Source organism: Mycobacterium gallinarum (genome assembly GCF_010726765.1).
Taxonomy (GTDB): domain Bacteria; phylum Actinomycetota; class Actinomycetes; order Mycobacteriales; family Mycobacteriaceae; genus Mycobacterium; species Mycobacterium gallinarum.
Window position 1 is genome coordinate 3184695 of record NZ_AP022601.1, and the last position, 24506, is coordinate 3209200.

General features: G+C 65.0%; 27 protein-coding genes. 16 read left to right on the forward strand and 11 right to left on the reverse strand.

The window, feature by feature from the left end; all coding sequences use genetic code 11:
• Positions 1-28 precede the first annotated feature (28 nt).
• Complete coding sequence (locus tag G6N42_RS15445) at positions 29-721, forward strand: guanylate cyclase (RefSeq protein ID WP_163737625.1); 693 nt, start codon at positions 29-31, stop codon at positions 719-721.
• Here the strand turns inward: G6N42_RS15445 and G6N42_RS15450 are convergent.
• Both G6N42_RS15450 and G6N42_RS15455 read right to left on the reverse strand, forming a co-directional pair.
• Positions 718-1713 carry an LmeA family phospholipid-binding protein gene (locus tag G6N42_RS15450; protein WP_232076153.1) on the reverse strand — a complete coding sequence of 332 codons (996 nt, stop codon included), beginning with the start codon at positions 1711-1713 and terminating at the stop codon, positions 718-720. The genes G6N42_RS15445 and G6N42_RS15450 overlap by 4 nt on opposite strands.
• Positions 1714-1764: 51 nt before the next feature.
• The gene (locus tag G6N42_RS15455) at positions 1765-3078 is read right to left on the reverse strand and encodes a S1C family serine protease (protein ID WP_163730369.1); all 1314 of its coding nucleotides are present in this window, start codon (positions 3076-3078) and stop codon (positions 1765-1767) included.
• Between the two features lie 88 nt (positions 3079-3166).
• Between G6N42_RS15455 and G6N42_RS15460 the strand changes: the two genes are divergently transcribed.
• On the forward strand, positions 3167-4342 hold the full coding sequence (locus G6N42_RS15460; RefSeq protein ID WP_163730370.1) for an acyltransferase family protein: 1176 nt from the start codon (positions 3167-3169) through the stop codon (positions 4340-4342).
• Positions 4343-4373: 31 nt separating this feature from the next.
• Complete coding sequence (locus G6N42_RS15465) at positions 4374-4667, forward strand: hypothetical protein (protein WP_174262090.1); 294 nt, start codon at positions 4374-4376, stop codon at positions 4665-4667.
• Here the strand turns inward: G6N42_RS15465 and G6N42_RS15470 are convergent, their stop codons facing one another.
• Both G6N42_RS15470 and G6N42_RS15475 read right to left on the reverse strand, forming a co-directional pair.
• Positions 4668-5414 carry an alpha/beta fold hydrolase gene (locus tag G6N42_RS15470; RefSeq protein ID WP_163730371.1) on the reverse strand — a complete coding sequence of 249 codons (747 nt, stop codon included), beginning with the start codon at positions 5412-5414 and terminating at the stop codon, positions 4668-4670.
• Complete coding sequence (locus G6N42_RS15475; RefSeq protein ID WP_163730372.1) at positions 5411-5950, reverse strand: putative immunity protein; 540 nt, start codon at positions 5948-5950, stop codon at positions 5411-5413. Before G6N42_RS15475 ends, G6N42_RS15470 begins: the two co-directional genes overlap by 4 nt.
• Positions 5951-6141: 191 nt before the next feature.
• On the opposite strand from G6N42_RS15475, the gene arr reads away from it, so the two are divergent.
• Entirely contained in the window at positions 6142-6570 is a 429-nt protein-coding gene (arr, locus tag G6N42_RS15480) for an NAD(+)--rifampin ADP-ribosyltransferase (RefSeq protein WP_163730373.1), read from the forward strand.
• A 96-nt stretch (positions 6571-6666) separates the two neighbouring features.
• On the opposite strand, the gene G6N42_RS15485 is transcribed toward arr, so the two are convergent.
• Both G6N42_RS15485 and ychF read right to left on the reverse strand, forming a co-directional pair.
• The gene (locus G6N42_RS15485; RefSeq protein WP_232076154.1) at positions 6667-7416 is read right to left on the reverse strand and encodes a bestrophin-like domain; all 750 of its coding nucleotides are present in this window, start codon (positions 7414-7416) and stop codon (positions 6667-6669) included.
• Positions 7417-7727: 311 nt separating this feature from the next.
• The gene (ychF, locus tag G6N42_RS15490) at positions 7728-8801 is read right to left on the reverse strand and encodes a redox-regulated ATPase YchF (RefSeq protein ID WP_163730375.1); all 1074 of its coding nucleotides are present in this window, start codon (positions 8799-8801) and stop codon (positions 7728-7730) included.
• 84 nt (positions 8802-8885) lie between these two features.
• Here ychF and G6N42_RS15495 point away from each other — a divergent pair, with 84 nt between their 5' ends.
• A complete protein-coding gene (locus G6N42_RS15495; protein WP_163730376.1) occupies positions 8886-9908 on the forward strand; it encodes a DUF6542 domain-containing protein in 1023 nt (340 codons plus the stop codon).
• Positions 9909-9911: 3 nt separating this feature from the next.
• Here G6N42_RS15495 and G6N42_RS15500 read toward each other — a convergent pair whose 3' ends face one another.
• A complete protein-coding gene (locus tag G6N42_RS15500) occupies positions 9912-10913 on the reverse strand; it encodes a 4-hydroxy-3-methylbut-2-enyl diphosphate reductase (protein ID WP_163730377.1) in 1002 nt (333 codons plus the stop codon).
• 54 nt (positions 10914-10967) lie between these two features.
• On the opposite strand from G6N42_RS15500, the gene G6N42_RS15505 reads away from it, so the two are divergent.
• The 4 genes from G6N42_RS15505 to G6N42_RS15520 are packed head-to-tail and all read left to right on the forward strand — an operon-like array spanning position 10968 to position 14182.
• Complete coding sequence (locus tag G6N42_RS15505; protein ID WP_163730378.1) at positions 10968-11531, forward strand: lipid droplet-associated protein; 564 nt, start codon at positions 10968-10970, stop codon at positions 11529-11531.
• Between the two features lie 21 nt (positions 11532-11552).
• Positions 11553-12797, forward strand: coding sequence for an exodeoxyribonuclease VII large subunit (gene xseA, locus G6N42_RS15510; protein WP_163730379.1), 1245 nt, complete (start codon positions 11553-11555; stop codon positions 12795-12797).
• Positions 12794-13006 (forward strand): exodeoxyribonuclease VII small subunit, encoded by a 213-nt coding sequence (locus tag G6N42_RS15515; RefSeq protein WP_163730380.1) that lies wholly within the window; start codon positions 12794-12796, stop codon positions 13004-13006. Before xseA ends, G6N42_RS15515 begins: the two co-directional genes overlap by 4 nt.
• A 51-nt stretch (positions 13007-13057) precedes the next feature.
• Positions 13058-14182 carry a 3-beta-hydroxysteroid dehydrogenase gene (locus tag G6N42_RS15520; RefSeq protein ID WP_174262258.1) on the forward strand — a complete coding sequence of 375 codons (1125 nt, stop codon included), beginning with the start codon at positions 13058-13060 and terminating at the stop codon, positions 14180-14182.
• A 140-nt stretch (positions 14183-14322) separates the two neighbouring features.
• On the opposite strand, the gene G6N42_RS31220 is transcribed toward G6N42_RS15520, so the two are convergent.
• Positions 14323-14550 (reverse strand): hypothetical protein, encoded by a 228-nt coding sequence (locus G6N42_RS31220; protein WP_232076155.1) that lies wholly within the window; start codon positions 14548-14550, stop codon positions 14323-14325.
• Positions 14551-14758: 208 nt separating this feature from the next.
• Between G6N42_RS31220 and G6N42_RS15525 the strand changes: the two genes are divergently transcribed.
• From G6N42_RS15525 to G6N42_RS15540, 4 genes are read left to right on the forward strand one after another with little or no spacing between them, the layout of a single operon-like run.
• Entirely contained in the window at positions 14759-16300 is a 1542-nt protein-coding gene (locus G6N42_RS15525) for an arylsulfatase (protein ID WP_163730382.1), read from the forward strand.
• 6 nt (positions 16301-16306) lie between these two features.
• Entirely contained in the window at positions 16307-17851 is a 1545-nt protein-coding gene (locus G6N42_RS15530) for an arylsulfatase (RefSeq protein ID WP_163730383.1), read from the forward strand.
• Positions 17851-18744, forward strand: coding sequence for an HAD family hydrolase (locus G6N42_RS15535; RefSeq protein WP_163730384.1), 894 nt, complete (start codon positions 17851-17853; stop codon positions 18742-18744). Before G6N42_RS15530 ends, G6N42_RS15535 begins: the two co-directional genes overlap by 1 nt.
• The gene (locus G6N42_RS15540) at positions 18737-19615 is read left to right on the forward strand and encodes a formylglycine-generating enzyme family protein (RefSeq protein ID WP_163730385.1); all 879 of its coding nucleotides are present in this window, start codon (positions 18737-18739) and stop codon (positions 19613-19615) included. Before G6N42_RS15535 ends, G6N42_RS15540 begins: the two co-directional genes overlap by 8 nt.
• Before the next feature lie 4 nt (positions 19616-19619).
• Here the strand turns inward: G6N42_RS15540 and G6N42_RS15545 are convergent, their stop codons facing one another.
• Complete coding sequence (locus G6N42_RS15545; RefSeq protein ID WP_163730386.1) at positions 19620-20084, reverse strand: SRPBCC family protein; 465 nt, start codon at positions 20082-20084, stop codon at positions 19620-19622.
• Between the two features lie 61 nt (positions 20085-20145).
• On the opposite strand from G6N42_RS15545, the gene G6N42_RS15550 reads away from it, so the two are divergent.
• Genes G6N42_RS15550 through G6N42_RS15560 form a run of 3 tightly spaced genes read left to right on the forward strand, consistent with a single transcriptional unit; the run spans position 20146 to position 23004 of the window.
• On the forward strand, positions 20146-20916 hold the full coding sequence (locus tag G6N42_RS15550; RefSeq protein ID WP_163730387.1) for an SDR family NAD(P)-dependent oxidoreductase: 771 nt from the start codon (positions 20146-20148) through the stop codon (positions 20914-20916).
• Between the two features lie 24 nt (positions 20917-20940).
• A complete protein-coding gene (locus G6N42_RS15555; protein ID WP_163730388.1) occupies positions 20941-21768 on the forward strand; it encodes an SDR family NAD(P)-dependent oxidoreductase in 828 nt (275 codons plus the stop codon).
• A 9-nt stretch (positions 21769-21777) separates the two neighbouring features.
• Positions 21778-23004 (forward strand): AI-2E family transporter, encoded by a 1227-nt coding sequence (locus tag G6N42_RS15560; RefSeq protein ID WP_163730389.1) that lies wholly within the window; start codon positions 21778-21780, stop codon positions 23002-23004.
• On the opposite strand, the gene G6N42_RS15565 is transcribed toward G6N42_RS15560, so the two are convergent.
• Together G6N42_RS15565 and G6N42_RS15570 are read right to left on the reverse strand one after the other, a co-directional pair.
• A complete protein-coding gene (locus G6N42_RS15565; protein WP_163730390.1) occupies positions 22985-23782 on the reverse strand; it encodes a dienelactone hydrolase family protein in 798 nt (265 codons plus the stop codon). The two genes, G6N42_RS15560 and G6N42_RS15565, sit on opposite strands and share 20 nt — an antisense overlap.
• Positions 23783-23805: 23 nt before the next feature.
• Entirely contained in the window at positions 23806-24453 is a 648-nt protein-coding gene (locus G6N42_RS15570; RefSeq protein WP_163730391.1) for a DUF4245 domain-containing protein, read from the reverse strand.
• Positions 24454-24506 lie beyond the last annotated feature (53 nt).

Sequence of the window (24506 nt, forward strand, 5' to 3'; positions counted from 1 at the left end):
CTAAGCTGCTCTCGTGAATCCAAGCTCCGTGTCGCTGGCCAAGGCGCTCGAAGAGACCCGGACCGGCGATCTCTGGCTGTTCCGGGGCACGTCGGGACCCGATCGCGCCATTCAGGCGATGAGCAACAGCCCGGTCAACCACGTCGGAATGACGATCGCCATCGAGGATTTGCCACCGCTGATCTGGCACGCCGAACTCGGCGACAAGCTCACCGACATGTGGTCCGGCGGCAACCACCGCGGAGTTCAGCTCAACGATGCACGCCAGGTCGTCGAACGTTGGGTGCACAACTATCACCAGCGCTGCTGGTTTCGTCAGCTCACGCCGGAAGCCACCCGCGAGCAGGAGGACCGCGCGCTGAAAGTGGTTGCCCGCATGGACGGCACACCCTTTCCCAGCACGGCGAGGCTCACCGGCCGGTGGTTTCGTGGCCGGGTGAACACCGCCGACTTCACGCGCGGAATTCCGTTCCTGCACCGTAAAGTCAGTGAGGCCACCCAGAAGAAGAAGCAGGCGAAGCTGCAAGGTGGTCTGGAGACTGCATACTGCGCCGAGACCGTCGCGATCACCTATGAGGAGATGGGATTGATGTCGACGGAGAAGAGCTACAACTGGTTCGACCCCGGGGTGTTCTGGAGCGGAGACGAGCTACCGCTGATGCCGGGTTACCAACTGGGCAAGGAAATCTCGGTCATCGTCGATCCTCCGCGCGAGGGCTAGAGGCGCGCGAAGCAGGGGTTGGCGTCCTCGTTGGGGATCGACGCGTTGCGGCTGGAGAACTTTCCGACGACTCCGGTGTCGGTCACGTCGACGCTGTCGGCGTGGATTCCCAGCGGGTAGTTGTCGTTCAACTTCTTCGTCAATCCGTCCAGTGCGCCCTGCACACCATCCTTCGGCAGCGGGCCTGTCACCTCGAGAACTTCCAAATTCAAGTCACCGTCGGTGACGACGGGCTTGGCGGTGACGCGGTTGTCGCCGGCGTCCAGGATCACTGTTCCCGCCGCGGCGTCGGTGCGCACGCCTGTGACGAGATTGCCTACGCCAGGCAGGTTTTCGGCCACGGTGTCTTTGATACCGGCCGACCTCCAGCTGAGCGTCGCGTTGAGCGATCCGATCGTTCCCTTGGAATCTCCCGAGTCATGCAACCGCACGTCAGCGAGGGTGACTTCGGCCGTCATCCCCTTGGCGCTCTGCACGCGGTTGCCGTCGGTGGTGACCGAGATGTTGGTGTAGTCGCCGGTGATGTGCTGCCACAGGAAAGGCGGGTTCACGCCGAACGAAACGCTGGCGCCGTCCTCGACGACGCATTCGGCGACCTCGACCAGGATCGTGTCCGCGCGGTGCCGGGCGTAGAGCTCCGCACCCGCGAGTCCGCCGGCAATCAGAGCAAGCACGATGACGGAGGTCAGGATCACCGTCTGAGGGTTGCGGCGGCGCGGACCCCGGGGGCGGTCGGTGGAAGACGGTGCCGGTGACGCCGCCACCGGTGGAATCACCTGCGTCGGCCTCGCGTCGGCAGGCGACGGTGCCCGCCGGATTCGAGCGGTGCGCGGGGATCGGCGTGCTTTCGGGAGCTTTTCGGTCGGCGGCTCCACACGCGGCAGCTTTTCGGTCGGCGGCTCCGCACGCGGGAGCCGCCGCGTCGCCGGATCAGGCGGCGGCGTACGCCTGTCACGCCAATCGGGCTGACCGGGACGTTGCGGCGGTGTCACTTGCGCGATTGTGCCTTAACCGGGCCGGCTCGGAGGAAGTGTCCGCGCGACCTACGCCTGACCGAGTGTGACCTCGGCGGTCCCGTCCGCGCCGGACCTGTCGACGTAGCTGAGGGTGACAGTGTCTCCGGGTGCCTTCGCCCGCACCGCCGCGATCAGGGCCTCTGGGCCGTCGATCACCCGATCGTCGAGCTTGGTCACCACCACGCCGTCGGGCAATCCAGCCTCTGCGGCGGGTCCCCCGTCGACGACCCGTGCGATGGCCGCGCCGGGACCGTCGGCGTCGCTGCTGAGCTGCACCCCCAGCGAGCCATGGCTGGCCGTACCGTTCGATATCAGTTCTTCGGCGATGCGCTTGGCCTGATCCGAGGGGATCGCGAAGCCGAGGCCGATCGACCCGTTCGGCGGGCCGGACCCCTCCAGGCCGCCGCCGAGCGTCGCGATCGCGGAGTTGACCCCGATCAGTTCACCCTGCATGTTGACCAGTGCGCCACCTGAGTTGCCCGGGTTGATGGCCGCGTCGGTCTGGATCGCGTCGAGCACCGTCGGCTGTTCGCCTCCACCGCCGCCCGCGGAGACCGGCCGGTGCAGCGCGCTCACGATGCCCGTCGTCACTGTTCCCTGCAGACCCAGCGGCGAGCCGATGGCGACGACATTCTGGCCGACCTGGACATCGGCGGACGATCCGATCGTGATCGGCGTGAGTCCTGAAACCCCTTGGGCGCGAACCACGGCGATGTCGCCTGCCGGATCTGTCCCGACGACCTCAAAGGGCACCGTCTGACCGTTGGAGAAGGAGACGGTGGCACGGGTGCCGCGGCCGTTCCGCGACGCAGCCTCGGAGACCACGTGATTGTTGGTCAGAATCAGCCCGTCCGAGGTGAGGACGATGCCCGAACCTTCACCACTCGAGTTACCCGTGTCGATCTGCAACTTGACGACACTCGGCATCACCTTGGCGGCGACCTCTTCGACCGAGCCTGCGGGCGCGCTCGCCGCGGGCCTGGTGGACGGCTCTTGAGTCACCGCGGACTGTGCGACGGGCGCGGGGTCCGACTGACCCGCTACTACCGCCGCACCGATCCCGCCGCTCACCACGGCCACAGCGACGGCCCCACCGATCATCTTGACCCGACCATGCGAGCGGCTCTTGCGCTGGACAGCGATGGGGCCCGTAATCTCCTCACGCGCACTGTGATACGAATCATAGGGCTGCGTGATAACCGCTTGACCAGCGTAGCGCCAGTCATAGGGAGAGCGATTCGATCCTGTCGTGACGTCAGTCGGGTGCCCTTGTCCCCTAGCATGATCCGCATACGGCGGACGGGAGGGACGTCGCGGGGCGCGCGGCGGGGTGTTGGTCATGACGTCTTGGTCGCTCCTGAATCTTGGTATTGCACAGTTGATTAGACCAGCATGCCGCCGCCATCTGAGAGTGAACTGAGAGTTACCTATGGAGAGTCGACGACTTTTCCTGTCCCGCAGCGAGGATCGAGTGGCGTCGCTCACCGGTCTGCGCGCGGTCGCGGCGCTGCTCATCGTGGGCACCCACGCGGCGTATGGCACCGGGCAGTTATCGAATAGTTATCTCGGGACACTTTATGCGCGTTTGGAAGTCGGCGTCCCCATCTTCTTCGTGCTTTCGGGCTTCCTGCTGTTCCGACCGTGGGTGCGGGCGACTGCCGACGGAGCACCGACACCGTCGTTGCGCCGCTACGTATCTCGGCGCATTCGTCGCATTGTGCCGCCCTATTTCGTCGTGGTCCTCATCGCGTATGCGCTGTACCACTTCCGGGACGCCGGGCCCAATCCCGGGCACACCTGGAAGGGTCTACTGGAGCACCTCACCCTGACCCAGATCTATGAACCGGTCTACTTCTACGTCATGCATCAGGGTTTGACTCAGACCTGGAGTCTGGCAGTCGAATTCGCCTTCTATGCGGTGCTGCCGCTGCTGGCGGGGCTGCTGCTGAGGGTGCTCTGCAAGGGGGCTTGGCGGCCGCGGCCAATACTCGCAGGACTGGGTTGTCTGGCCGCGATCACACCGGCGTGGCTGTCGCTCCAATACGGGACCGACTGGCTGCCCACCTCGGCAGGCATGTGGCTGCCCGCGCATCTGCTCTACTTCGTGGGCGGAATGGCACTGGCGGTGCTGCAGGTCATCGGAGCGCGCGTATCGCTGCTCATTGCGGGTGCGGTCGCGGTACTCGGTTATCTGATCGTGTCCACGCCGATCGCCGGGGACGTCATCGCCGGGGAGACCTCGCTGTGGCAGACCCTGGTGAAAGTCGCGCTGTACGCGGCCATCGCGTGCGCCGCGGTTTCGGCGTTGGTGCTCAGGGAGAGCCACGGGTTCGAACGACTTCTGAATGCATCTCCCGTGGTCTGGCTCGGCGAGATCTCCTACGAGGTCTTCCTGCTGCACGTGATCACGATGGAGATCGTGATGGCGTCGGTACTGAACTGGCCGGTCTTCACAGGATCGTGGGCCGTCGTCGTGGTGCTCACCGTGGCGATGACGGTTCCGTCGGCCTGGCTACTCCATCGCTGGACGCGGGCCGCCTGGGCTACCTCTGGCCCTCCCGCGAACACACCGCAGTCGATCGCACGTGTAGCTGCCGTCCCTTGATAGCGTCCGAAGCGATGGGCAGGGCGAACGCGTGACGATCGTGGTGATGGATGGCCCGACGGCATCCGCGCTGGCGCAGATCCTGCCGTTGCTGCTGCTGACGTTGATCATCGAATTGCGGCGTACGGCGTTGCATCGCAAGGTTTCCCGTACCACCCTGGTGGCATTCTTCGTGTTGTTCGGCGTCATCGAGACGGTCTTGGTGCTGTCGATCGACGGTGAGCTCTATCCGTTCCAGTGGGGCGATCTACTGTCCGCGATCACCATTTTCGGGTTGCTCGCCGCGATCCTCGGGATCTCCCTCATGGAACCGCGCGAGTTCTGACTAGTCGAGGCCACCCCAGAACTCGTTGAGTACCGCCGCGCTGTGGGCGGGATCCTCCACCATCCACCAGTGCCCCAATCCGTCGAGGACCTCGGTGCGCGCGCCGGCTCGGTCGGCTGCGCGACGGCGGATTTCGGCGGAGCCGACGTAGGTGTCCTCGGTGGCCAGAATGGATAGGCCCGGTCGGGCCGCCGCGTTCTCCAGCTCGCGACCGGCTTGCGCCAATGCCGGCTGCGCCGCCGAGCGGTATACCAGCAGGATGGCCCGGCCCAGGTCCGGATCCTGGCCCGCAGCGATCTCAGTCCCCACCTCGATCGGCATACCGCCCAGGGCGTAGGCGGCTGCCCGATCCTCAGCAGTGCCGCCGAGGAAGGCCTCGACCATCTCCTCGCCCTCGCCGGGCGTCTGCCACACCTGTGCCAGGTCGTGCCACACGTAGTCGGGGTCGAACATCCCGACGACGTCGCTGACCCAGCTGCGGACGAGCTCGGGCCGATGGATCATCGCGTTGACCACGTGGATACCGCCGAAGTCGTGGCCGACGAGGTCGATCGGCCCGTTGATGCCTTCGAGCTGCTCCTCGAGCCAGTCGCGGTACGCGAGGTAGGTCGCCGAGAATCCCTCGGGCAGCGGGACGCCGAACCCCGGCGGTGACAACCGCACCACGTCTTCGCGACCCAGGGCTGAGACGAGCGGGCCCCAAAGCGCTTCGGTCTCAGGATTGCCGTGCACCAGAACGATCGTCATGGGCGGCATCCTCGCACGCGCAGCGAGGCGTCCAACGCCGACATGAGCTGTGCCGAGCGACTCTTGCCGGTACGCGCCACGGGATACCTGCGCAGAACGGCGATCAGCGTCGGCGTCGCCCCGTCGCCGGCCTGGTCGATGAATCTGGCGCCAACATCAGGATCGTCGCCGGCCTCGATCTCGGCAATGCGGGCAGCGTTCGCCGCGGCGCGAAGGATGTGTCCGACCTGGTGGTCCTGCGCAATCGGATGCAGATAGGCGGCGGCGGCCGCGTCACCGGCGGCCTGCGCCGCCAAGCGCGCACTCTCTGTGGGAGCGGCACGTGCGGCGCGGTGGGCATTCATGGCGGTCACGCGCTGCAGCCGACTTCTCGGCGCCCCGTTGATGAACTCCCAAGCCGCCTCGATGGCCGCACGCGCACGATCATCGTCGGGCATCACACGCTCGAAATGGCACAGCACGTCTTCTGCCGACTCTGCGACGTAGCGGGCAACCTCACGCAACTCGTCGGCGGTCAGCTCGAAATCGCCTGCCACACAACGACGGTAGCACCGCGGTCTGATTGCGCTCGGCGCCTCGGTGTACCAGGTGGCCACGTTCGGCCCCCGCGGGAGAAGGGCACCCGGTGGCTCCCACTTCAAAATATGACAGACCCCGGGGCTTGCGGCAAGACCCCCTCGGTGGTTCACACTCGTCCGACCAGACCATCCGACGGACGGAGAACTTCGTGACAAACAGCCCGAAACCTTTTGAGCCACATGAGTCGGGCGCGTTCCTGCACGGCACCAAGGCCGACCTTGCGGTCGGCGATCTGCTGGTGCCCGGGTATCGGATGAACTACGACGCGGGACGCAGCGCCAACCACGTCTATGTGACCCGGACACTCGACGCCGCTACCTGGGGAGCCGAGCTGGCGGTCGGCGAGGGCCGGGGCCGCATATACCTCGTGGAACCGACGGGTCCCGTGGAGGACGATCCGAATGTGACGGACAAACGACTACCGGGAAACCCGACTCACTCGTATCGCACCAGGGAGCCCGTCAGAATCGTCGGCGAGATCGCGGACTGGGTTGGTCACTCCCCGGAACAGATTCAAGCCATGCGTGACGCATTGGCCGACCTCGCGCGGCGCGGACTGGACGTGATCTACGACTGATCCTCCAGATAGACCGGCACTCGACGACGTCACCATCGGCCACTCGCGGGCACTAGTCGGTTCCTCCGCCCTCGTGGATGCGCAACGTTCACGCGTTTACGATCGACCCATTTCGTCCAAGGCGACGCGCAGGGAAGTACTGGGGATCTTGACCAGCCCGCCGTAAGGCTGATCCATTTCGAGCATCATGAAGATCGGCCCGGCGAGTGCAATTGCGGCGACCAGCAATGCCGCGATTACGCTTGCATTCCGCGGTGCGAACAGCCCGAAACTGGCAAAGATCACCGTGAGCCAACCTACGACAACAACGAAGAACGCCCATGGGAATCGGCTTCCGATTTGTTCGAAGGTCGTCCACCGCGACTGCGCAATCGTGTTGGTGCTCTCGAGCGCGTTGGAGCGCAGCCACTTCTGTCGTTCCGTCTGCGGTGAGAGTTCAAAGAGGTCCCGCTGAACCACAATGATGCCGGGCCCACTGCCGAGCGGCGTGAGCGACACCGCACCGCCTTCCTCCGGCCAAATCTGACTTATGCGTTGTGCAAGCAGATCCTTGGCCAACGCTCGGATTGGGGCGGTCTCTGGCCCGTACTCGGCCAGGGTCCGATCAAGCATGATGAATTGCACTCCGGCACTTCGTAATTCACTCTCTTTCTCGGCGAGCGAGCTGATGGATGAGCCGGTGAGGAGCCCGAGCACCACCGCCGATAGCGTCCCGAGCGTGGCCATTATGGTCCTGATGGTGTCTCGTGACTCGCTGCTCATATGCGGGTCGGGAAGGATCTTTCCGAGGAACATCCCCAACAATGAGCCGCCGAAGATGATCGCGAAGACAACGATGCCGATCAAGATGTCCTTCACTTAGCCCCCCGCTCCCCACCGCGAGAACTCGAAGATCGTTTGCGGCCGCATTCAACGTACTGCGTGGCGTCCGGAGCATATGGATGATCGAAAAGGTTGCCTTCCATCGTCTGGACGGTCAGCCCTCACCGGGAACCGGCGGGATTGGCGACGGCCTGCACGTCTGCCATGTATTGCCATACGCAGTGTGCATCTGACAGCCCAGCGAAAGATATATATGCGTCGTGAACCTTTCAGCCTGACATTGCGATCGGCAACACGCTCAGTCGGCTGAGGCTGATCGTTTAATCGGAATACAGTCACACGTTGAAACGGAACTCGACCACGTCGCCGTCGGCCATCACGTAGTCCTTGCCCTCCATCCGGACCTTGCCGGCAGCCTTCGCGGCGGCCATCGATCCGGCTTCGATCAGGTCGTCATACGAGACGATCTCGGCCTTGATGAAGCCCTTCTCGAAATCGGTGTGAATGACCCCGGCCGCCTTCGGCGCCGTGTCACCCTGGTGAATCGTCCACGCGCGCGCCTCTTTCGGGCCTGCCGTCAGATATGTCTGCAGCTTGAGTGTGTGAAAACCCGCCCGCGCCAACGCATCCAGACCGCGTTCGGTCTGGCCGATCGACTCCAACAACTCGGCGGCCGACTCCTCGTCGAGCTCCTGCAGTTCCGCTTCGATCTTGGCGTCGAGGAACACCGCATCCGCGGGCGCCACCATCTCCCGCAACTCCGCAACCCGCGCTTCGTCGGTGAGCACACCCTCGTCGGCGTTGAACACGTAGAGAAACGGCTTCGTCGTCAAGAGGTTGAGTTCGCGCAACAGCGCTGAATCAAAACTTGCGCCGAACAACGTTGTGCCGCCGTTGAGAATCTCCTGGGCCGCCACCGCGGCGTCGTACACCGGACGGCGGTCCTTGTGGGTCCGCGCTTCCTTCTCCAGGCGCGGCAGCGCGCGCTCCAGCGTCTGCATATCGGCGAGGATCAGCTCGGTCTCGATCACCTCGATGTCGGACTTCGGGTCGATGCGGCCGTCGACGTGCGCCACATCGTCGTCGGTGAAGACTCGGACGACCTGGCAGATCGCGTCGCTCTCGCGAATGTTGGCCAGGAACTTGTTTCCCAGACCCGCGCCCTCGGACGCGCCTTTGACTATTCCGGCGATGTCGACGAACGTGACCGGCGCATGGACGATCTTTTCCGAGCCGAACATCTTCGCGAGCTCCGTGAGCCTCGGATCGGGCAACGGGACGACACCCTCGTTCGGCTCGATCGTCGCGAACGGGTAGTTCGCGGCCAGCACGTCGTTTCGCGTCAACGCGTTGAACAGCGTCGACTTACCGACGTTCGGCAGTCCTACGATTCCGAGATTCAGGCTCACAGGAACGACAGTCTAGGAGACTGTGACGCGCTCGCCAGCAGCGCGCTCACAGCCTCGCTGAGCAATAGCCGGTACGGTCTACGTGTGTCAGCACAGCGCGCGAGGTCGGCCGTCGCGGCCGACCATCGTTCCGTGCACCCCAACATCCCGGGTGTCCCCTGGTGGGGTGCGGTGCTCATCGCCGCGACATTGATGGCGGTCGGGTTCGCCTACGACGCCGGTTCGGGGGCCAAAGAACTGACGTCCGTGTTTGCCGGCACCTATGTGGTCGGCTGTATCTTCGCGGTGCTCGCGGTGCGACAGTCCGGCGTCTTCACCGCCGTCATACAGCCGCCGCTGCTGCTGTTCGGCGCCGTCCCCAGCGCGTACTTCGTATTCACCGACAGCACGCTCTCGAATTTCAAAGACACACTGATCAACTGCGCCTACCCGCTGATCGAACGCTTCCCGCTGATGTTCTTCACATCTGCTGTGGTGTTGCTCATAGGCATGGCGCGTTGGTATTCCGGAATGTCCGCACGCCGCGTCACGCCCGCCGCGACGGACAAGGACGAGACCAGCGAGGGTTCTCTGGTAGCCGCGGTGACCGCCAAGGTGTCCGCGCTGCTGGCCGGCCTTGGTTCCAAGACCAAAGTCGAGGATGCCGACGAAAAGCCGCGCCGCCGCACCAGCGCGGAGCGCCCCAGCCGAGCGTCGGGTCGCTCCGGCAGACCCGCAAGCCGCACCGCCCCACCGCGTTCCCGGCACGCCCGCCCCCCCGAATCGGACTACGAACCCGGCGACCGGCCACGGCGGCCGCGCCCCAGCCGACAGGCCGAGCCGCCCATGGAGCCGCCGCGCCGCAAGCCCCGGCCGGGGTCGAGCCAGCGCAGGGCCACGCCGCCGCCGGAACGACGCAGCGGATACGAGCGTCCCGAGCGTCGACGCCGCTACGACGACGACCCGCCCCTGCACGGCAGCAACGTCAGCGGCACGCATCACCCGGTCTCGCGGGTGCGCTACCGAGGATCGGAAGACGGCGGAGATGCCGGAGACTACGCGCAGTATCGGCGGCCGCCGCGGTCAGCGCGCGACCGCGCCGTCGAAAGCTGGGAGTACGACATCTGACCGCTAGACGCGGGCCGGCCGGATCTCTCTGGGCAGGGCGAAGACCAGCGTCTCGTTGGCTGTGGTGACCGGCTGCACCGTGTCGTAGCCGTACTCGGCGAGACGCTCGAGCACACCGCGCACCAGCAATTCCGGCACCGACGCACCCGATGTGACGCCGACGGTCGTCACCCCTTCGAGCCACGCCGGGTCGATGTCCTCGGCGTAGTCGACCAGATAGGCGGCATCGGAACCCGCGTTGAGCGCGACCTCCACCAACCGCACGGAGTTCGACGAGTTGCGTGACCCCACAACGATCACCAGCTGGCATTCCGGCGCCATGGCCTTGACCGCGACCTGGCGGTTCTGGGTGGCGTAGCAGATGTCGTCGCTGGGCGGATCCTGCAGCGTCGGGAAGCGTTCGCGCAGCCGGCGCACGGTCTCCATCGTCTCGTCCACGCTCAGCGTGGTCTGCGACAGCCAGATGATCTTGTTCTCGTCGCGGATCGTGACGTTGTCCACGGAATCGGGACCGTCGACCAGCTGCACGTGGTCGGGCGCCTCACCGGCGGTGCCGACCACCTCCTCGTGGCCCTCGTGGCCGATCAGCAGAATGTCGTAATCGTCCCGGGCGAAACGCTTGGCCTCGTTGTGCACCTTGGTCACCAGCGGGCAGGTGGCGTCGATGACCTTCAGATTGCGCTCGGCGGCGTTCTGATGCACCGTCGGGGCCACGCCGTGGGCAGAGAACACCACGATGGCCCCCTCGGGCACCTCGTCGGTCTCGTCGACGAAGATCGCGCCCGCCTTGGCCAGCGTCTCCACGACGTGCACGTTGTGGACGATCTCGTGGCGCACGTACACCGGCGCGCCGTGCTTCTCCAGTGCGCGCTCCACGGTCTCGACGGCGCGGTCGACCCCAGCGCAGTAGCCGCGCGGCTCGGCCAGCAGCACCCGTTTGCCCGCGACGCCACCGGTGACCGAGCTCGAAGCGCCCGGGATCCCCATATTGATAGTCGGTGGCATGTTTCCAAGGGTACTGACCCGCGGGCTCAACTGGCCAACCGTAGGGTGGAGCACATGGCAACCGCACCGTATGGGGTCCGTCTGCTGGTCGGGGCGGCAGTGACCGCCATCGAGGAAACCCGCAAGATTCCGCAGACCATCCTCACCTACCCGATGACCGTGGCCAGCCAGCTCGCCCATCTCGTCATGAAGATGCAACAAGATGTCGCTGACCTGGTCATCAAGGGCGACGAGGCCCTCGAGTCGCTCTTCCCCCCGAAGGACGAGCAGCCCGAATGGGCCACCTTCGACGAGGACCTCGACGACGCCCCTGCGACGCCGGTGGCCGACGGGGAACGCCTCACCGAGGGGCGATTCGCGCTCTTCACCGGCGGCGAACCCGCGACCGACAAGAAGTCCGAGCCTGAGCCGATCGTGCGGACGACGTCGGAGACCGTGCCCGAGATCGTCGAGGAGCTCGAATACGAGACGCTCACCCTGGCACAGCTGCGGGCACGCCTGACAACGCTGCGGGTCGCCGACCTCGAGGCCCTCCTCGCGTACGAGGAAGCCTCCAAGGCGCGCGCACCCTTCCAGACGCTGCTTTCCAACAGGATCACTCGCGCGACCGCGAAGTGACGACCCCAGCCGCGCGGGAACATGACGGACGCCGAGCCGGGTAAGTCCCCCGACAACCCCTGGCCCGTTCGCGCGGTTTCCACCCGCGTCGCCAAGTACATCGACAAACTCGGCACCATTTGGGTCGAGGGTCAGATCGCCCAGTTGAACCTGCGGCCCACCGTCGCGTTCATCATGCTTCGCGACCCGGCCGCCGACATGTCGCTGTCCGTGGTGTGCCCACGCGACCTGGTCGAGAACGCGCCGGTCGAACTGGCCGAGGGCGTGCAGGTCATCATGTTCGGCAAGCTGGCGTTTCACACCGCACGGGGCTCAGTCTCTTTGCGCGTCAGCGAGATTCGCGCTGTCGGCCTCGGCGAGCTGCTCGAGCGTATCGAGCGATTACGCAAACTGCTGGAGGCCGAGGGTCTGTTCGATCCGCGTCTCAAACGGCCGCTGCCCTTTTTGCCGCACACCATCGGATTGATCACCGGGCGCGCCTCGGCTGCCGAACGCGACGTCGTTTCCGTCGCGCAAAATCGTTGGCCCGCAGTGCGGTTTGCGATCCGCAACACGGCGGTCCAGGGCCCCAACACGGTGTCGCAGGTCGTCGACGCGCTGCGTGAGCTGGACGCCGACCCCGACGTCGACGTCATCGTGATCGCCCGCGGCGGTGGTGACATCGACGCGCTGCTGCCCTTCTACGACGAAACGCTGTGCCGCGAGATCGTCAGGTGCACAACGCCGGTCGTGAGCGCCATCGGTCACGAGCCCGACAATCCGCTGTGCGATCTGGTCGCGGACGTACGCGCCGCCACACCGACCGACGCGGCCAAACGCATCGTTCCCGACGCCGCCGCCGAGCAGGCCGGCATCCGGGATCTGTGCCGGCGCGGCGGTCGTGCACTGCGGAACTGGGTGCACCGTGAACAACACCACTTGGACCAGTTGCGCAGCAGGCCGGTGCTCGCCGCACCGCTCGCCGCAATCACCGCCCGTTCCGACGAGGTGCATCGCGCCCGTGCGGCCGCCCGTCGCGACATCGCCCGCCTGGTGGCCGCCGAAGCCGACCGGGTCGAGCACCTGTCGGCGCGGCTGGCCACACTGGGACCCGCGGCGACGCTCGCCCGCGGCTACGCGGTGGTGCAGACACTGACGGATGCCTCGAGCACTGGGAGGGTGCTGCGGACCGCCGCCGACGCGCCGTCAGGCGTCCGGCTTCGGATCCGGGTGGCCGACGGCGCGATCACGGCTGTCAGCGACGGCCCAGAAGGGGAGTGTGAATGAAGCCCATTAGTCAGCTGGGATACGAAGAAGCTCGCGATGAGCTGATTGCCGTGGTGCAGCAGTTAGAGCAGGGCGGACTCGACCTGGACACCTCGCTGAAGTTGTGGGAACGGGGCGAAGAGCTGGCCAAACGATGCGAGGAGCACCTCGCCGGGGCACGTAAGCGGGTGGAGGATGCGCTGGCCGCCAAGGACCCGGGAGAAAGTTGAGATCGGAACGATTTCCGACATTGAGGGTCGAAACTGTAACACGTTTCAGTTATTCTGCTCGGCATGGGTGATTCAACGTTGACCACCGAACTCGGCCGCGTCCTCGTCACCGGCGGCTCCGGATTCGTCGGCGCCAACCTGGTGACCGAACTGCTGAAGCGCGGACACGACGTTCGCTCGTTCGATCGCGCGCCCTCGCCGCTGGCCGCACATCCGCGGCTCGAGGTCCTCGAGGGCGACATCTGCGACGAAGAGACCGTCGCCGCCGCCGTCGCCGGCGTCGACACCGTGTTCCACACCGCCGCGATCATCGACCTGATGGGCGGCGCGTCGGTCACCGAGGAATACCGCCGGCGCAGCTTCTCGGTCAACGTCACAGGCACCGAGAACCTGGTGCACGCCGCGCAGGCGGCCGGGGTGAAGCGCTTCGTCTACACCGCATCCAACAGCGTCGTGATGGGCGGCAAGAAGATCTCCGGCGGAGACGAAACCCTGCCCTACACCGAACGCTTCAACGACCTCTACACCGAGACGAAGGTGGTCGCGGAGAAGTTCGTGCTGTCGCAGAACGGTCAGGGCGGTCTGCTCACCTGCTCGATCCGGCCGAGCGGCATCTGGGGCCGCGGCGATCAGACGATGTTCCGCAAGGTGTTCGAAAGCGTGCTCGCCGGACACGTCAAGGTGCTCGTCGGCGGCAAGAACGTCAAGCTCGACAACTCGTACGTGCACAACCTGATTCACGGTTTCATCCTCGCCGCGCAGCATCTGGTGCCCGGCGGGAGCGCGCCGGGCCAGGCGTACTTCATCAACGACGGCGACCCGATCAACATGTTCGAGTTTTCCCGGCCCGTGGTGGAGGCGTGCGGCCAGCGTTACCCCAAGATCCGTGTGCCCGGCCGCCTGGTGTGGTTCGCGATGACGGTGTGGCAGTGGTTCCACTTCAAGTTCGGCATCCCCAAGCCGATGATCGAACCCCTTGGGGTCGAACGGCTCTACCTCGACAACTACTTCTCCATCGCGAAAGCGAAGCGCGACCTCGGATACGAGCCGCTGTTCACGACCGAGCAGGCGATGAAAGAGTGCCTGCCCTACTACGTCGACCTGTTCCACCAGATGAAGAACGAAGGCAAGAACCCCGCGGTCTCAGCGGTCACAACCGCACCCCCGACCGGATAGACCCTTCGCCCGGCGGCGCAATAGTTCGACGACGGCGGTCGGCGCGCACCGTGGTTTGTCCTTGTGCCCCGCGTTATCCGGTGGATCGCTACCACGAAACGAACCCGCGGTCGCTGCGCGAGAGCAGCAAGCTGCGCTAGCTAATTCCAGTGCTTCCCGCCGTGACGGACATCCCACGGCCCATGACCAGGATTCCAGTGTTTCCCCGGGTTCCAGTCAACCCAATCTGGTCCTGACACGCAGGCGCTCCACACCCAACCATCCCAGCAAAGTCCGGGGTCGTCGTTCGCCTGGGCGCTTCCGGCCCCGGCGAGTGCGATTCCCGCCGGCACCACGAGCGCGGCCAAGGTGACAAGGATTTTCTTCATGGCACACCTCCTCTTGGCGTGTACCCAGTTTATGCCAATCGGTCACGGTGGCCGGTTCGACTTCCGGTGCGCCCATATTGCAGCTGTATCGACCGGACGACGTAGCTCGCGCGCGTAAACATCTGCTGAGAAGCTCCTCTTTTCCAGCACGAGTCGCCTCGATACGGCATAGCGTCCGATCTGACGACAACGGCTGGGAGGACGCACTATGCCCGACGGCAAGCCCAACATTCTGGTCATCTGGGGCGACGACATCGGGATCTCCAACCTGAGTTGCTACAGCGACGGCCTCATGGGCTACCGCACCCCGAACATTGATCGAATTGCCAAGGAAGGCATGCGCTTCACCGATTCCTACGGCGAGCAAAGCTGCACCGCGGGCCGTGCCGCTTTTATCAGTGGGCAGAGTGTGTACCGAACTGGGATGAGCAAAGTCGGTGTACCGGGTGTGGACATCGGCTGGGCCGCCGAGGACCCCACCATCGCCGAGTTGCTCAAGCCGCTTGGCTACGCCACCGGACAGTTCGGCAAGAACCACTTCGGCGATCTGAACAAATTCCTGCCGACGGTGCACGGGTTCGACGAGTTCTTCGGCAACCTCTACCACCTGAACGCCGAGGAGGAGCCCGAGAGCCCCGACTATCCGCACGAGGACCGCTACCCGCGGCTCTACAACGCAGCCAAGCCCCGCGGCGTGCTCAAGTGCACGGCGGCCGACGAAGTATCGAGCGAACCCGACGATCCGAAGTTCGGGCCGATCGGCAAACAGGTCATCGAAGACACCGGCCCGCTGAACAAGAAGCGGATGGAGACCATCGACGACGACATCGCCGACGCGACCGTCGACTACATCAAGCGACAGCACGCCGAGGGCAACCCGTTCTTCGTGTGGTGCAACTTCACCCACATGCACGTCTACACCCACACCAAGCCGGAGAGCCGCGGCCAGGCCGGGCTATGGCAGTCCGACTATCACGACACCATGGTCGACCACGACCGCAATGTCGGTGCAGTTCTCGACGTCCTCGACGAACTCGGTATCGCCGACGACACGATCGTCATCTACTCCACGGACAACGGCCCGCACCGCAACACCTGGCCGGACGGCGGCACCACCCCGTTTCGCAGTGAGAAGAACACCAACTGGGAGGGTGCCTTCCGGGTGCCGGAAATGATCAGATGGCCGGGCACAGTCGAGGCGGGCAGCGTGTCCAACGAGATCATTCAGCACCACGACTGGCTGCCTACACTCTTGGCGGCCGCGGGCGATCCCGACATCAGCGAGAAACTGAAGAAGGGCTACCGAATCGGCGACACCGAGTACAAGGTCCACATCGATGGCTTCAACCTGCTGCCGTACCTCACCGGCGAGGTCGACACCAGCCCGCGCCGCGGGTTTTTCTACTTCTCCGACGACGGCGATCTGGTGGCCATGCGCTTCGAGAATTGGAAGATCGTCTTCGCCGAACAGCGAGCCCAGGGCACCCTGCGGGTATGGGCCGAACCCTTCACCCCGCTGCGGGTTCCAAAGATCTTCAACCTGCGCACCGACCCCTATGAATACGCCGATATCACCTCGAATACGTACTACGACTTCATACTTCGGCACGCCTACTTCGTGTTCTATGCCAGCGCGATGGCTGCCAAGTTCCTGGAGACGTTCCAAGAGTTTCCACCCCGGCATCCGCCGGCGACCTTCAGCATCGACCAGGCGATGGAAAAACTGCACGACTTCCTAGCGAAGGATTGAGCCACCATGACTGACAAGAAACCGAACATCCTCGTCATCTGGGGCGACGACATCGGCATCTCCAACCTCAGTTGCTACAGCCGCGGAATGATGGGCTACTTCACGCCCAACATCGACCGGATCGCCGACGAGGGGATGCTCTTCACCGATTCCTACGGCGAACAGAGCTGCACAGCGGGCCGGTCGTCCTTCATCACCGGGCAGAGCGTGTACCGCACCGGCATGAGCAAAGTCGGCATGCCAGGTATGGACATCGGGTTACAGAAGGAGGACCCGACGATCGCCGAGCTGCTCAAGCCTCTCGGTTATGCCACGGGTCAGTTCGGCAAGAATCACCTGGGCGACTTGAACAAGTACCTACCGACCGCGCACGGGTTCGACGAGTTCTTCGGCAACCTCTACCACCTCAACGCCGAAGAAGAACCAGAGAATGCCGACTACCCCACCGAGGCAGAGGCGCCGATCCTGCGCCGGGCCCTGTTGCCGCGCGGCGTCATTCACTCCTGGGCTACCGACGAGGACTCCGATGAGGTCGACGAGCGTTACGGACCGGTCGGCAAGCAACGCATCGAGGACACCGGACCGCTGACCAAGAAGCGGATGGAGACCATCGACGACGAAACCACCGGCGCGTGCGTCGATTTCATCCGCCGCCAGCACAAGGCCGATACCCCATTCTTTGTGTGGATGAACATGACGCACATGCACTTCCGGACACACACCAAGCCCGAAAGCCTCGGCCAATCGGGCCGATGGCAGTCGCCGTATCACGACACGATGATCGACCATGACCGCAATGTGGGCACACTTCTCGATCTCGTCGATGAACTCGGGATCGCCGAAGACACCATCGTCATCTACTCAACAGATAACGGGCCGCACGCCAACAGCTGGCCCGACGGCGCGACGACCCCGTTCCGCAGCGAGAAGGCCACCAACTGGGAGGGCGCCTTCCGGATACCCGAGATGATCCGCTGGACCGGAAAGATCAAGCCACGCAGCGTCTCCAACGAGATCGTCCAGCATCATGATTGGCTGCCGACATTTTTGGCCGCCGCGGGTGATCCCGACATCGTCGAGAAACTCAAGAAGGGCCATAAGGCCGGCGACACAACCTACAAGGTCCACATCGACGGCTTCAACCTGCTGCCGTATCTGACCGGTGAGGTCGACAAGAGTCCGCGGCGAGGCATGATCTACTTCTCCGACGACTGCGATGTGCTGGGCATCCGCGCCGAAAATTGGAAAGTCGTGTTCCAGGAGCAGCGCTGCCAGGGGACCCTCCAGATCTGGTTCGAGCCATTCACCCCGCTGCGCGCGCCGAAGTTGTTCAATCTGCGGACCGACCCGTTCGAACGCGCGGACATCACGTCAAACACCTACTGGGACTGGGTGATCGACCGCATCTTCCTGGTGCTCTACGGCTCGGCGATCGCGACACAGTTCCTGGAGACCTTCAAGGAGTTTCCACCACGCCAAGAGCCGGCGACCTTCACGATCAACCACGCGGTCGAGGAGCTCAACAAGTTCCTGGCCACCCGGGGCGGCTGATGCTCGAGTCGTGGACCGACGGTCCGACGAAGTCGGCGATCCTGGACTTCGTGGGACGAGTCACCGCCGACGGCCCGGATTTCGTTTCGCCCGAAGCGCGCGTCGCAGTTTTCGACAACGACGGCACGCTGTGGTGCGAGAAGCCGATGTACATCCAGCTGGATTTCCTCCTTCGGCGGTTCAAGGAGCAGGCCGAAGCGACTCCGTCGCTGCGCGATCAACAGCCTTACAAGGCTGCATATTCCGGCGACCTCCAATGGCTGGGCGACGCGGTCACGAAGCACTACCAAGGCGACGACACCGACCTGAAGCCGTTGATGGGCGCGATCCTGCGAGCCCATCACGAGATCACCGTCGAGGAGCATGCTGGCCGGGTGAACGCGTTCTTCGCCGACGCGAGGCACCCGACACTGGGCAGGGCCTACACGTCATGCGGGTATCAGCCGATGGTGGATCTGCTCCGCTATCTCGAGGCCAATGGGTTCACCAACTACATCGTCTCCGGCGGTGGCCGCGACTTCATGCGCCCGGTTACCAGCGCGCTGTATGGCATTCCGCCCGAACGGGTGGTGGGCAGTTCGGTGGGTCTGGTCTATCGGGACGGACACCTTTACACGACGGACCAACCGGAATTCCTCGACGACGGGCCCATCAAACCCGTCCGGCTGTGGAGCCGAATCGGACGCCGCCCGATCTTCGCTGCGGGCAACTCTAACGGTGACATCGAGATGCTCGAGTTCACCGACGGCTTCCGCCTCTTGATCCTGCATGACGACGCAGACCGCGAATTCGATTACACCGCAGGCGCGGAGAGGTCATTGAAACAGGCGGCGACCGATGACTGGACAGTTGTCAGCATGAAGAATGACTGGACGACCGTCTTCAGTGGCTGACGACCTCGTCTGGATCCCGTCGCAGACCGCGACGCTCGGATCGGATCGCCATTACCCCGAGGAGGCGCCGGCGCGAGCGGCCGACGTCGAGGGGTTCTGGATGATGGCCAGAGCCGTGACGAACAGCCAGTTCGCCGAATTCGTCGACGCGACAGCGTATCTCACGGTTGCCGAACGGCCATTGGATCCCGCCGACTACCCGGACGCACCACCGGAGAATCTGCAGCCGGGGTCGATGGTGTTCACTCGCACAACGGGGCCGGTGGACCTCCGGCATCTCAACCTGTGGTGGACGTGGACGCCCGGGGCGTCGTGGCGGCATCCTGTCGGTCCGCTGTCGTCGATCGACAAGCGCGCCGATCACCCGGTCGTGCACGTCGCATACGAAGACGCCGAAGCCTATTCGGCGTGGGCAGGCATGTCCCTGCCCACCGAGGCGGAATGGGAAACCGCGGCCCGGGGAGGACTCGACCACGCGGAATACACCTGGGGTGACGAGCCGGAATCGCCTGACCGACCGCTGGCCAACTACTGGCACGGCGAGTTCCCGTGGCGGCCGGACAAGGGGTACGGACGCACCGCGCCGGTCGGCAGCTACCCGCCCAACGGGTACGGGCTGTTCGATATGGCCGGCAACACGTGGGAGTGGACCACCGACTGGTACGGCGAAACCCGTCATGACGAACCCTGTTGTGCCTCAGACAGTTACGATCCGCGACAACCGCAGTTCCAGGTGCCGCGCAAAGTGGTCAAGGGTGGATCGTTTCTCTGCGCAGACGTCTACTGCTTGCGATACCGCCCCGCCGCGCGCCGCCCCCAGGCGGTCGATACCGGCATGAGCCACATCGGCTTTCGCTGCGTCAAGCGCTGATGACCTAGCCCTGCTCAGCGGCCTTCTTGATTGCGGCGAGCGTGGCGGGTATGCCGCTCTCCGCCGCCGCGCGCCGCTTCTCGATCTCGGCGTCAGCCTGATCGCCGAACCGCTCGCGGAAACCCGCGATGCCTGCGGGCAGGAAGATCCATTCCTCAGTGAGCAGCGAGCCCTCTCCGGAGGGCGCGAAGGTGAAGCACCAGTACACCCAGCCGTTGTTGACCTCCCACGCGAACCTGCGCCCGGGCTCGGCGGCGACGACCTGACTGCGGGTCTCCCAGGTGCGCTCCGGTGTTTCGTTGCGGCCCGTGAACCAGGCGCCTTCGTACGGACCTGCGCCCTCGTCCCACCAGCATTCCCGGCAGACGGGACTCCACTCCCCCATCCGCGTCACGTCGGACACCATCTCGTAGAGGTCTTCAGGAGAGGCGTTCACATGAACCGTCTGCGACATATTGAGATCGCTCATGGGTCGAGTGTGTCAAAGCGCTAAGTTGGAACGCGTTCTACTGCGTCGAAAGGGCAACTGTATGAGCAACGGGCGAGTGGCCGTCGTGATCGGTGGTGCATCCGGCATCGGCTGGGCAACGGCGCAGGCGCTGGTCGCCGACGGCTGCCGCGTCACGGTCGCCGACCTGAACGTCGACGGCGCACGGGATCGCGCCGCCGAACTGGGCGAACCCCACACCGCCGCAGAGGTGAACGTCGCCGATGAGGCCTCGGTGCAGCGGCTTTTCGGAGACATCGGCCCGCTCGACGTCGTGGTGAACTGCGCGGGTTTCGGCAGCCTCGGTCTGATCACCGATCTGTCGGTGGACGAGTTCCGCGGCGTCGTCGACGTCTGCCTGACCGGATCCTTCATCGTCGCCAAGTACGCCGGACAACAGCTGCGTGAGGGCGGGTCGCTCGTGTCGATCAGCTCCCTCAACGGACGGCAGCCTGCCGTCGGGATGAGCGCCTACTGCTCGGCCAAGGCCGGGCTGTCGATGCTGACCCAGGTCGCGGCGCTGGAGTGGGGGCCGCGTGGCATCCGCGTCAACGCGGTGGCGCCCGGTTTCGTCGACACCCCGCTGACGGCGGGCTCGTCGCTCATCCCCGGCCTCGTCGAGGACTATGCGGAGAACACCGCGCTCGGGCGTGCGGGTAAGCCGGAGGAGATCGCGAACGCGGTGGTGTTCCTGTGTTCGCCGCAGAACTCGTGGCTCACCGGTGAGGTGCTCGACCTCAACGGCGGCGCACACCTGAAGAAGTACCCGGACGTGTTGGGTCATGTGATGAAACTGGCTGAAGCCCAGTGTTGAGGCTTGCGCGAAGAACAGAGGGCTATGAGTTTCGAGGGTAAGCAGGCGATCGTCACCGGCGCCGGGTCGGGGATCGGCGCCGCGTTGTGCCGCGCCCTCGTCGGCGCGGGCGCGCATGTGGTCTGCACCGACATCGACGGTGCGGCCGCCGAGCGGACCGCCGCTGCACTGGGTGGCGGGGCACGCGCGGCACGACTCGACGTCACCGACGCGGGGGCGGTGCAGGCCGTCGTCGACGACGTGGTCGACCGCGCCGGCCGACTCGACCTGATGTTCAACAACGCGGGAATCTGTTGGGGCGGTGACACCGAGTTGCTGACGCTGGACCAGTGGAACGCGATCATCGACGTCAACCTGCGTGGCGTCGTCCACGGCGTCGCAGCGGCCTACCCGGTGATGCTGCGGCAGGGCCAGGGTCACATCGTCAACACCGCGTCGATGGCCGGCCTTGCCGCGGCCGGCCAGATCACCAGTTACGTGACGACCAAACATGCCGTCGTCGGCTTGTCGATGGCGTTGCGCTCCGAAGCGGTCCCGCGCGGCGTCGGCGTGCTCGTGGTGTGCCCGGCCGCCGTCGAGACGCCGATCCTCGACAAGGGCGCCGTCGGCGGATTCGTCGGCCGTGACTACTTTTTGCAGACTCAGGGCGGCAAGCCGTACGACGCCGACAGGTTGGCGCAGGACATTTTGCGCGCGGTCGAGAAGAACAAGGCGATCCTGGTGAAGCCCCGGATCGCGCGCGTTCAATGGTTGTTCGCCAGGGTGGCCCCCACTCTGCTGAACCGCATGTCGATGCGGTTCATCGAGGCTCAACGCGCCAAACAGGTCGAGGCCCGCACAAAAGTTCTGTAGAAATAGCGCGTGAACACCGAATTCACGCTGACACAGAAGCGTGCGCTCGCCGTCGCGACCGCCGTCGCGATCGCCTTCGGCGCGTACTTCCTGCGTGGGTATTTCATTCTGATCGTGGTCGCCGCGGTGGCGGCCTACCTGTTCCAGCCGCTCTACACACGGCTCAACAAGAAACTCGGCGCGGGATTGTCGGCGACGCTGACGCTGCTGGCCGCCTTCGCGGCGGTGATCGTGCCGTTGAGCCTGTTCGTGTTCCTTGCGGTCATCCAGATCACCACCATGGTCGAGCGGGTCGCCGTCTGGGTCGAGAACACCGATCTGTCGGCCCTCGGCGACCGGTCGTTGGCGTTAGCCAACGAACTGCTGCACCGCGTGCCGTTTGTCGACTACACGATCACCCCTGAGTCACTACAGGATTCGATGACGACCGTGGCTCAGGAAGTCGGCAAGTGGCTGCTCGGCCTGCTCCAGGGCGCGGCCGGCGGTGCGTTCGGCGCGATCACTGCGGCGATCCTGTTCCTCTACGTATTCCTGTCGCTGCTGACCAACCGGGACAAGGTGCTGCTGCTCATCCGGCGACTGAATCCGCTGGGCGAGGAGATCACCGACCTGTACATGTCGAAGATGGGCGCGATGGTCAAGGGCACCGTCATGGGCCAGTTCGTCATCGCCGTCTGCCAAGGTGTCGCCGGCGCCGCATCGATCTACATCGCCGGATTCCACCAGGGCTTCTTCCTGCTCGCCGTTCTCCTGTCGGCCCTGTCGGTCATTCCGCTCGGAAGCGGGATCATCACCATCCCGTTCGGTGTCGGAATGATCCTGTTCGGCAACATCTACGGCGGCATATTCGTGATCCTGTTCCACCTCATCGTGGTGACGAACATCGACAACTTCCTGCGTCCCATACTGGTTCCCCGCGCTGCCCGCCTGGACTCGGCACTGATGCTGCTGGCGGTGTTCGCCGGCATCGCGATGTTCGGTGCGTGGGGCATCGTGATCGGCCCGGTGCTGATGATCATCATCGTCACCACGATCAGCGTGTATCTGGCCGTTTACAAGGGTGTCCCGATGGATCAACCCGACGAGAAAGACACCCAACCCAAGAAGCGAAACCCGTTGTGGCGGCTGGGCCGCCGCATCAGGCAGAAGCGCGAAGAAGCCAAGGAAGAGGCCCAGAGCGAGGACGAATCCGAGAGGGACGAAACGTCGCCCGCGGCTACGTCAAGCGCTGATTGAAGAACTCGATCACGCGCTTCATTGCGGCGTCGGTCGGGTGGCCTTCCTGCTCGCGGCGCTCCAGGGTCAGCACGGAGTGCGCCATCTTGCCGAACCCGTGCTCGTTGCCCTTCTTCGAGTTGATCTCGATGACCTCGAACGCGTCGCCGAGCCGGTCCTTGAGAGTCTTGAATCGTTCGGCAGGCACCAGCGGGTCCCCGCTGAAGCGCAACCCCAGCGCGCACAGCCCCTCGTCGGCCGCGCGCCGTTCGACGATCTTCAGCTCGGCTTCGGACAGGCCCGGGTCGCGCCGCTGTTTCGGCGTCAACGGAAACGGCAGCGATGGCTGGCTGAGAACGGGCGCGAGCACGCTGTCGTCGACCGCAGCCGCCAGCGCAAAGCCGCCAGTGAAGCACTGCCCGATCACACCGACGCCCTTGCCGGGCGTCTTCTCATTGAGATCGCGGGCCAGCGCACGCAGGTAGTGCGCGACCGGACGGTCGGCGTTGGTCGCGAAACCCGCGAATTCCTTTGCCACACAACCACGCAACATGACCGGAACCGCGCCCGGACGCATCGCCGGCGCCCCGGGAGTGCCGAACAGCGACGGTATCGCCACCGTGAACCCGTTGTCCACCAGGTGATTTCCCAGCGCGAACACGCCAGGATGGGCGCCGGGCATCTCCGGGATCAGCACCACGCCGGGACCCTCACCCCTGCGATACACGTCATGCGTGAAGCCCGCAGCGGCGAACGGCGAAACGGTCCAGCCAGTGAGGTCTGCTTGGGGCGCGGTCATGACGTCTCCTACGTGGCAGTCGGCTATTCGGTAGGCAGTGGAGCGGCGGTCTGCGTCGCCGCAGCCAGCGTACGGAACTCGTCGGTCGTAGCGGCCCCGGTCAGCGCAACCTGCGCCGGACCCGTCGGGCCGTTCAGCCGCGTCGTCCACAGGGGCTCGGCAGGCCGCCCCTCCCGATCTCCGCCCTCGTACACCACCCACGTCACGCCGTCGACGTCCTCGGCGCCCGTCGGGCGCATGTCGGGTCGCATCGAAGCGACGAGCTTGTCCTCGTCGGCGTTGCTCTGCGTCAGGCTGACGTACAAGCCGCTCGGCGCCAGATAGCCGACGGTCGAGCTGACCGCTCGCAGGCTCTCACCGGACGTCGGGTCGATGCGGCCCCCGTCGATGCCGTTCCTGCTGCCGGAGTTCGGCTGCCAACCCTGGGGCAGCTGCGGCAGCCTGATCGGGATCTTGAGGGCGTCCGCGTCGGCTTGAAGCGCGCCAGGTGCGTCGTAGGTCGGCACCGGGCCCTCGGCGGGGCCGCTGGCCTGAAACGAGCACATACCCAGCACCCCGGCCAGCACGACGCAGGCCACTATCAGCGGCGCGATCGACCAGAACATATCCCGGCCGTCCTGCAGTAGCCGCGACTTCGCTGGCTTCGGAGCTGGAGCCGGCTGGGTGCTCATGGTCGCCAGTATCCCAGGTCCCAATGTGCGGGCGGCTAATGGGACAATCTGCC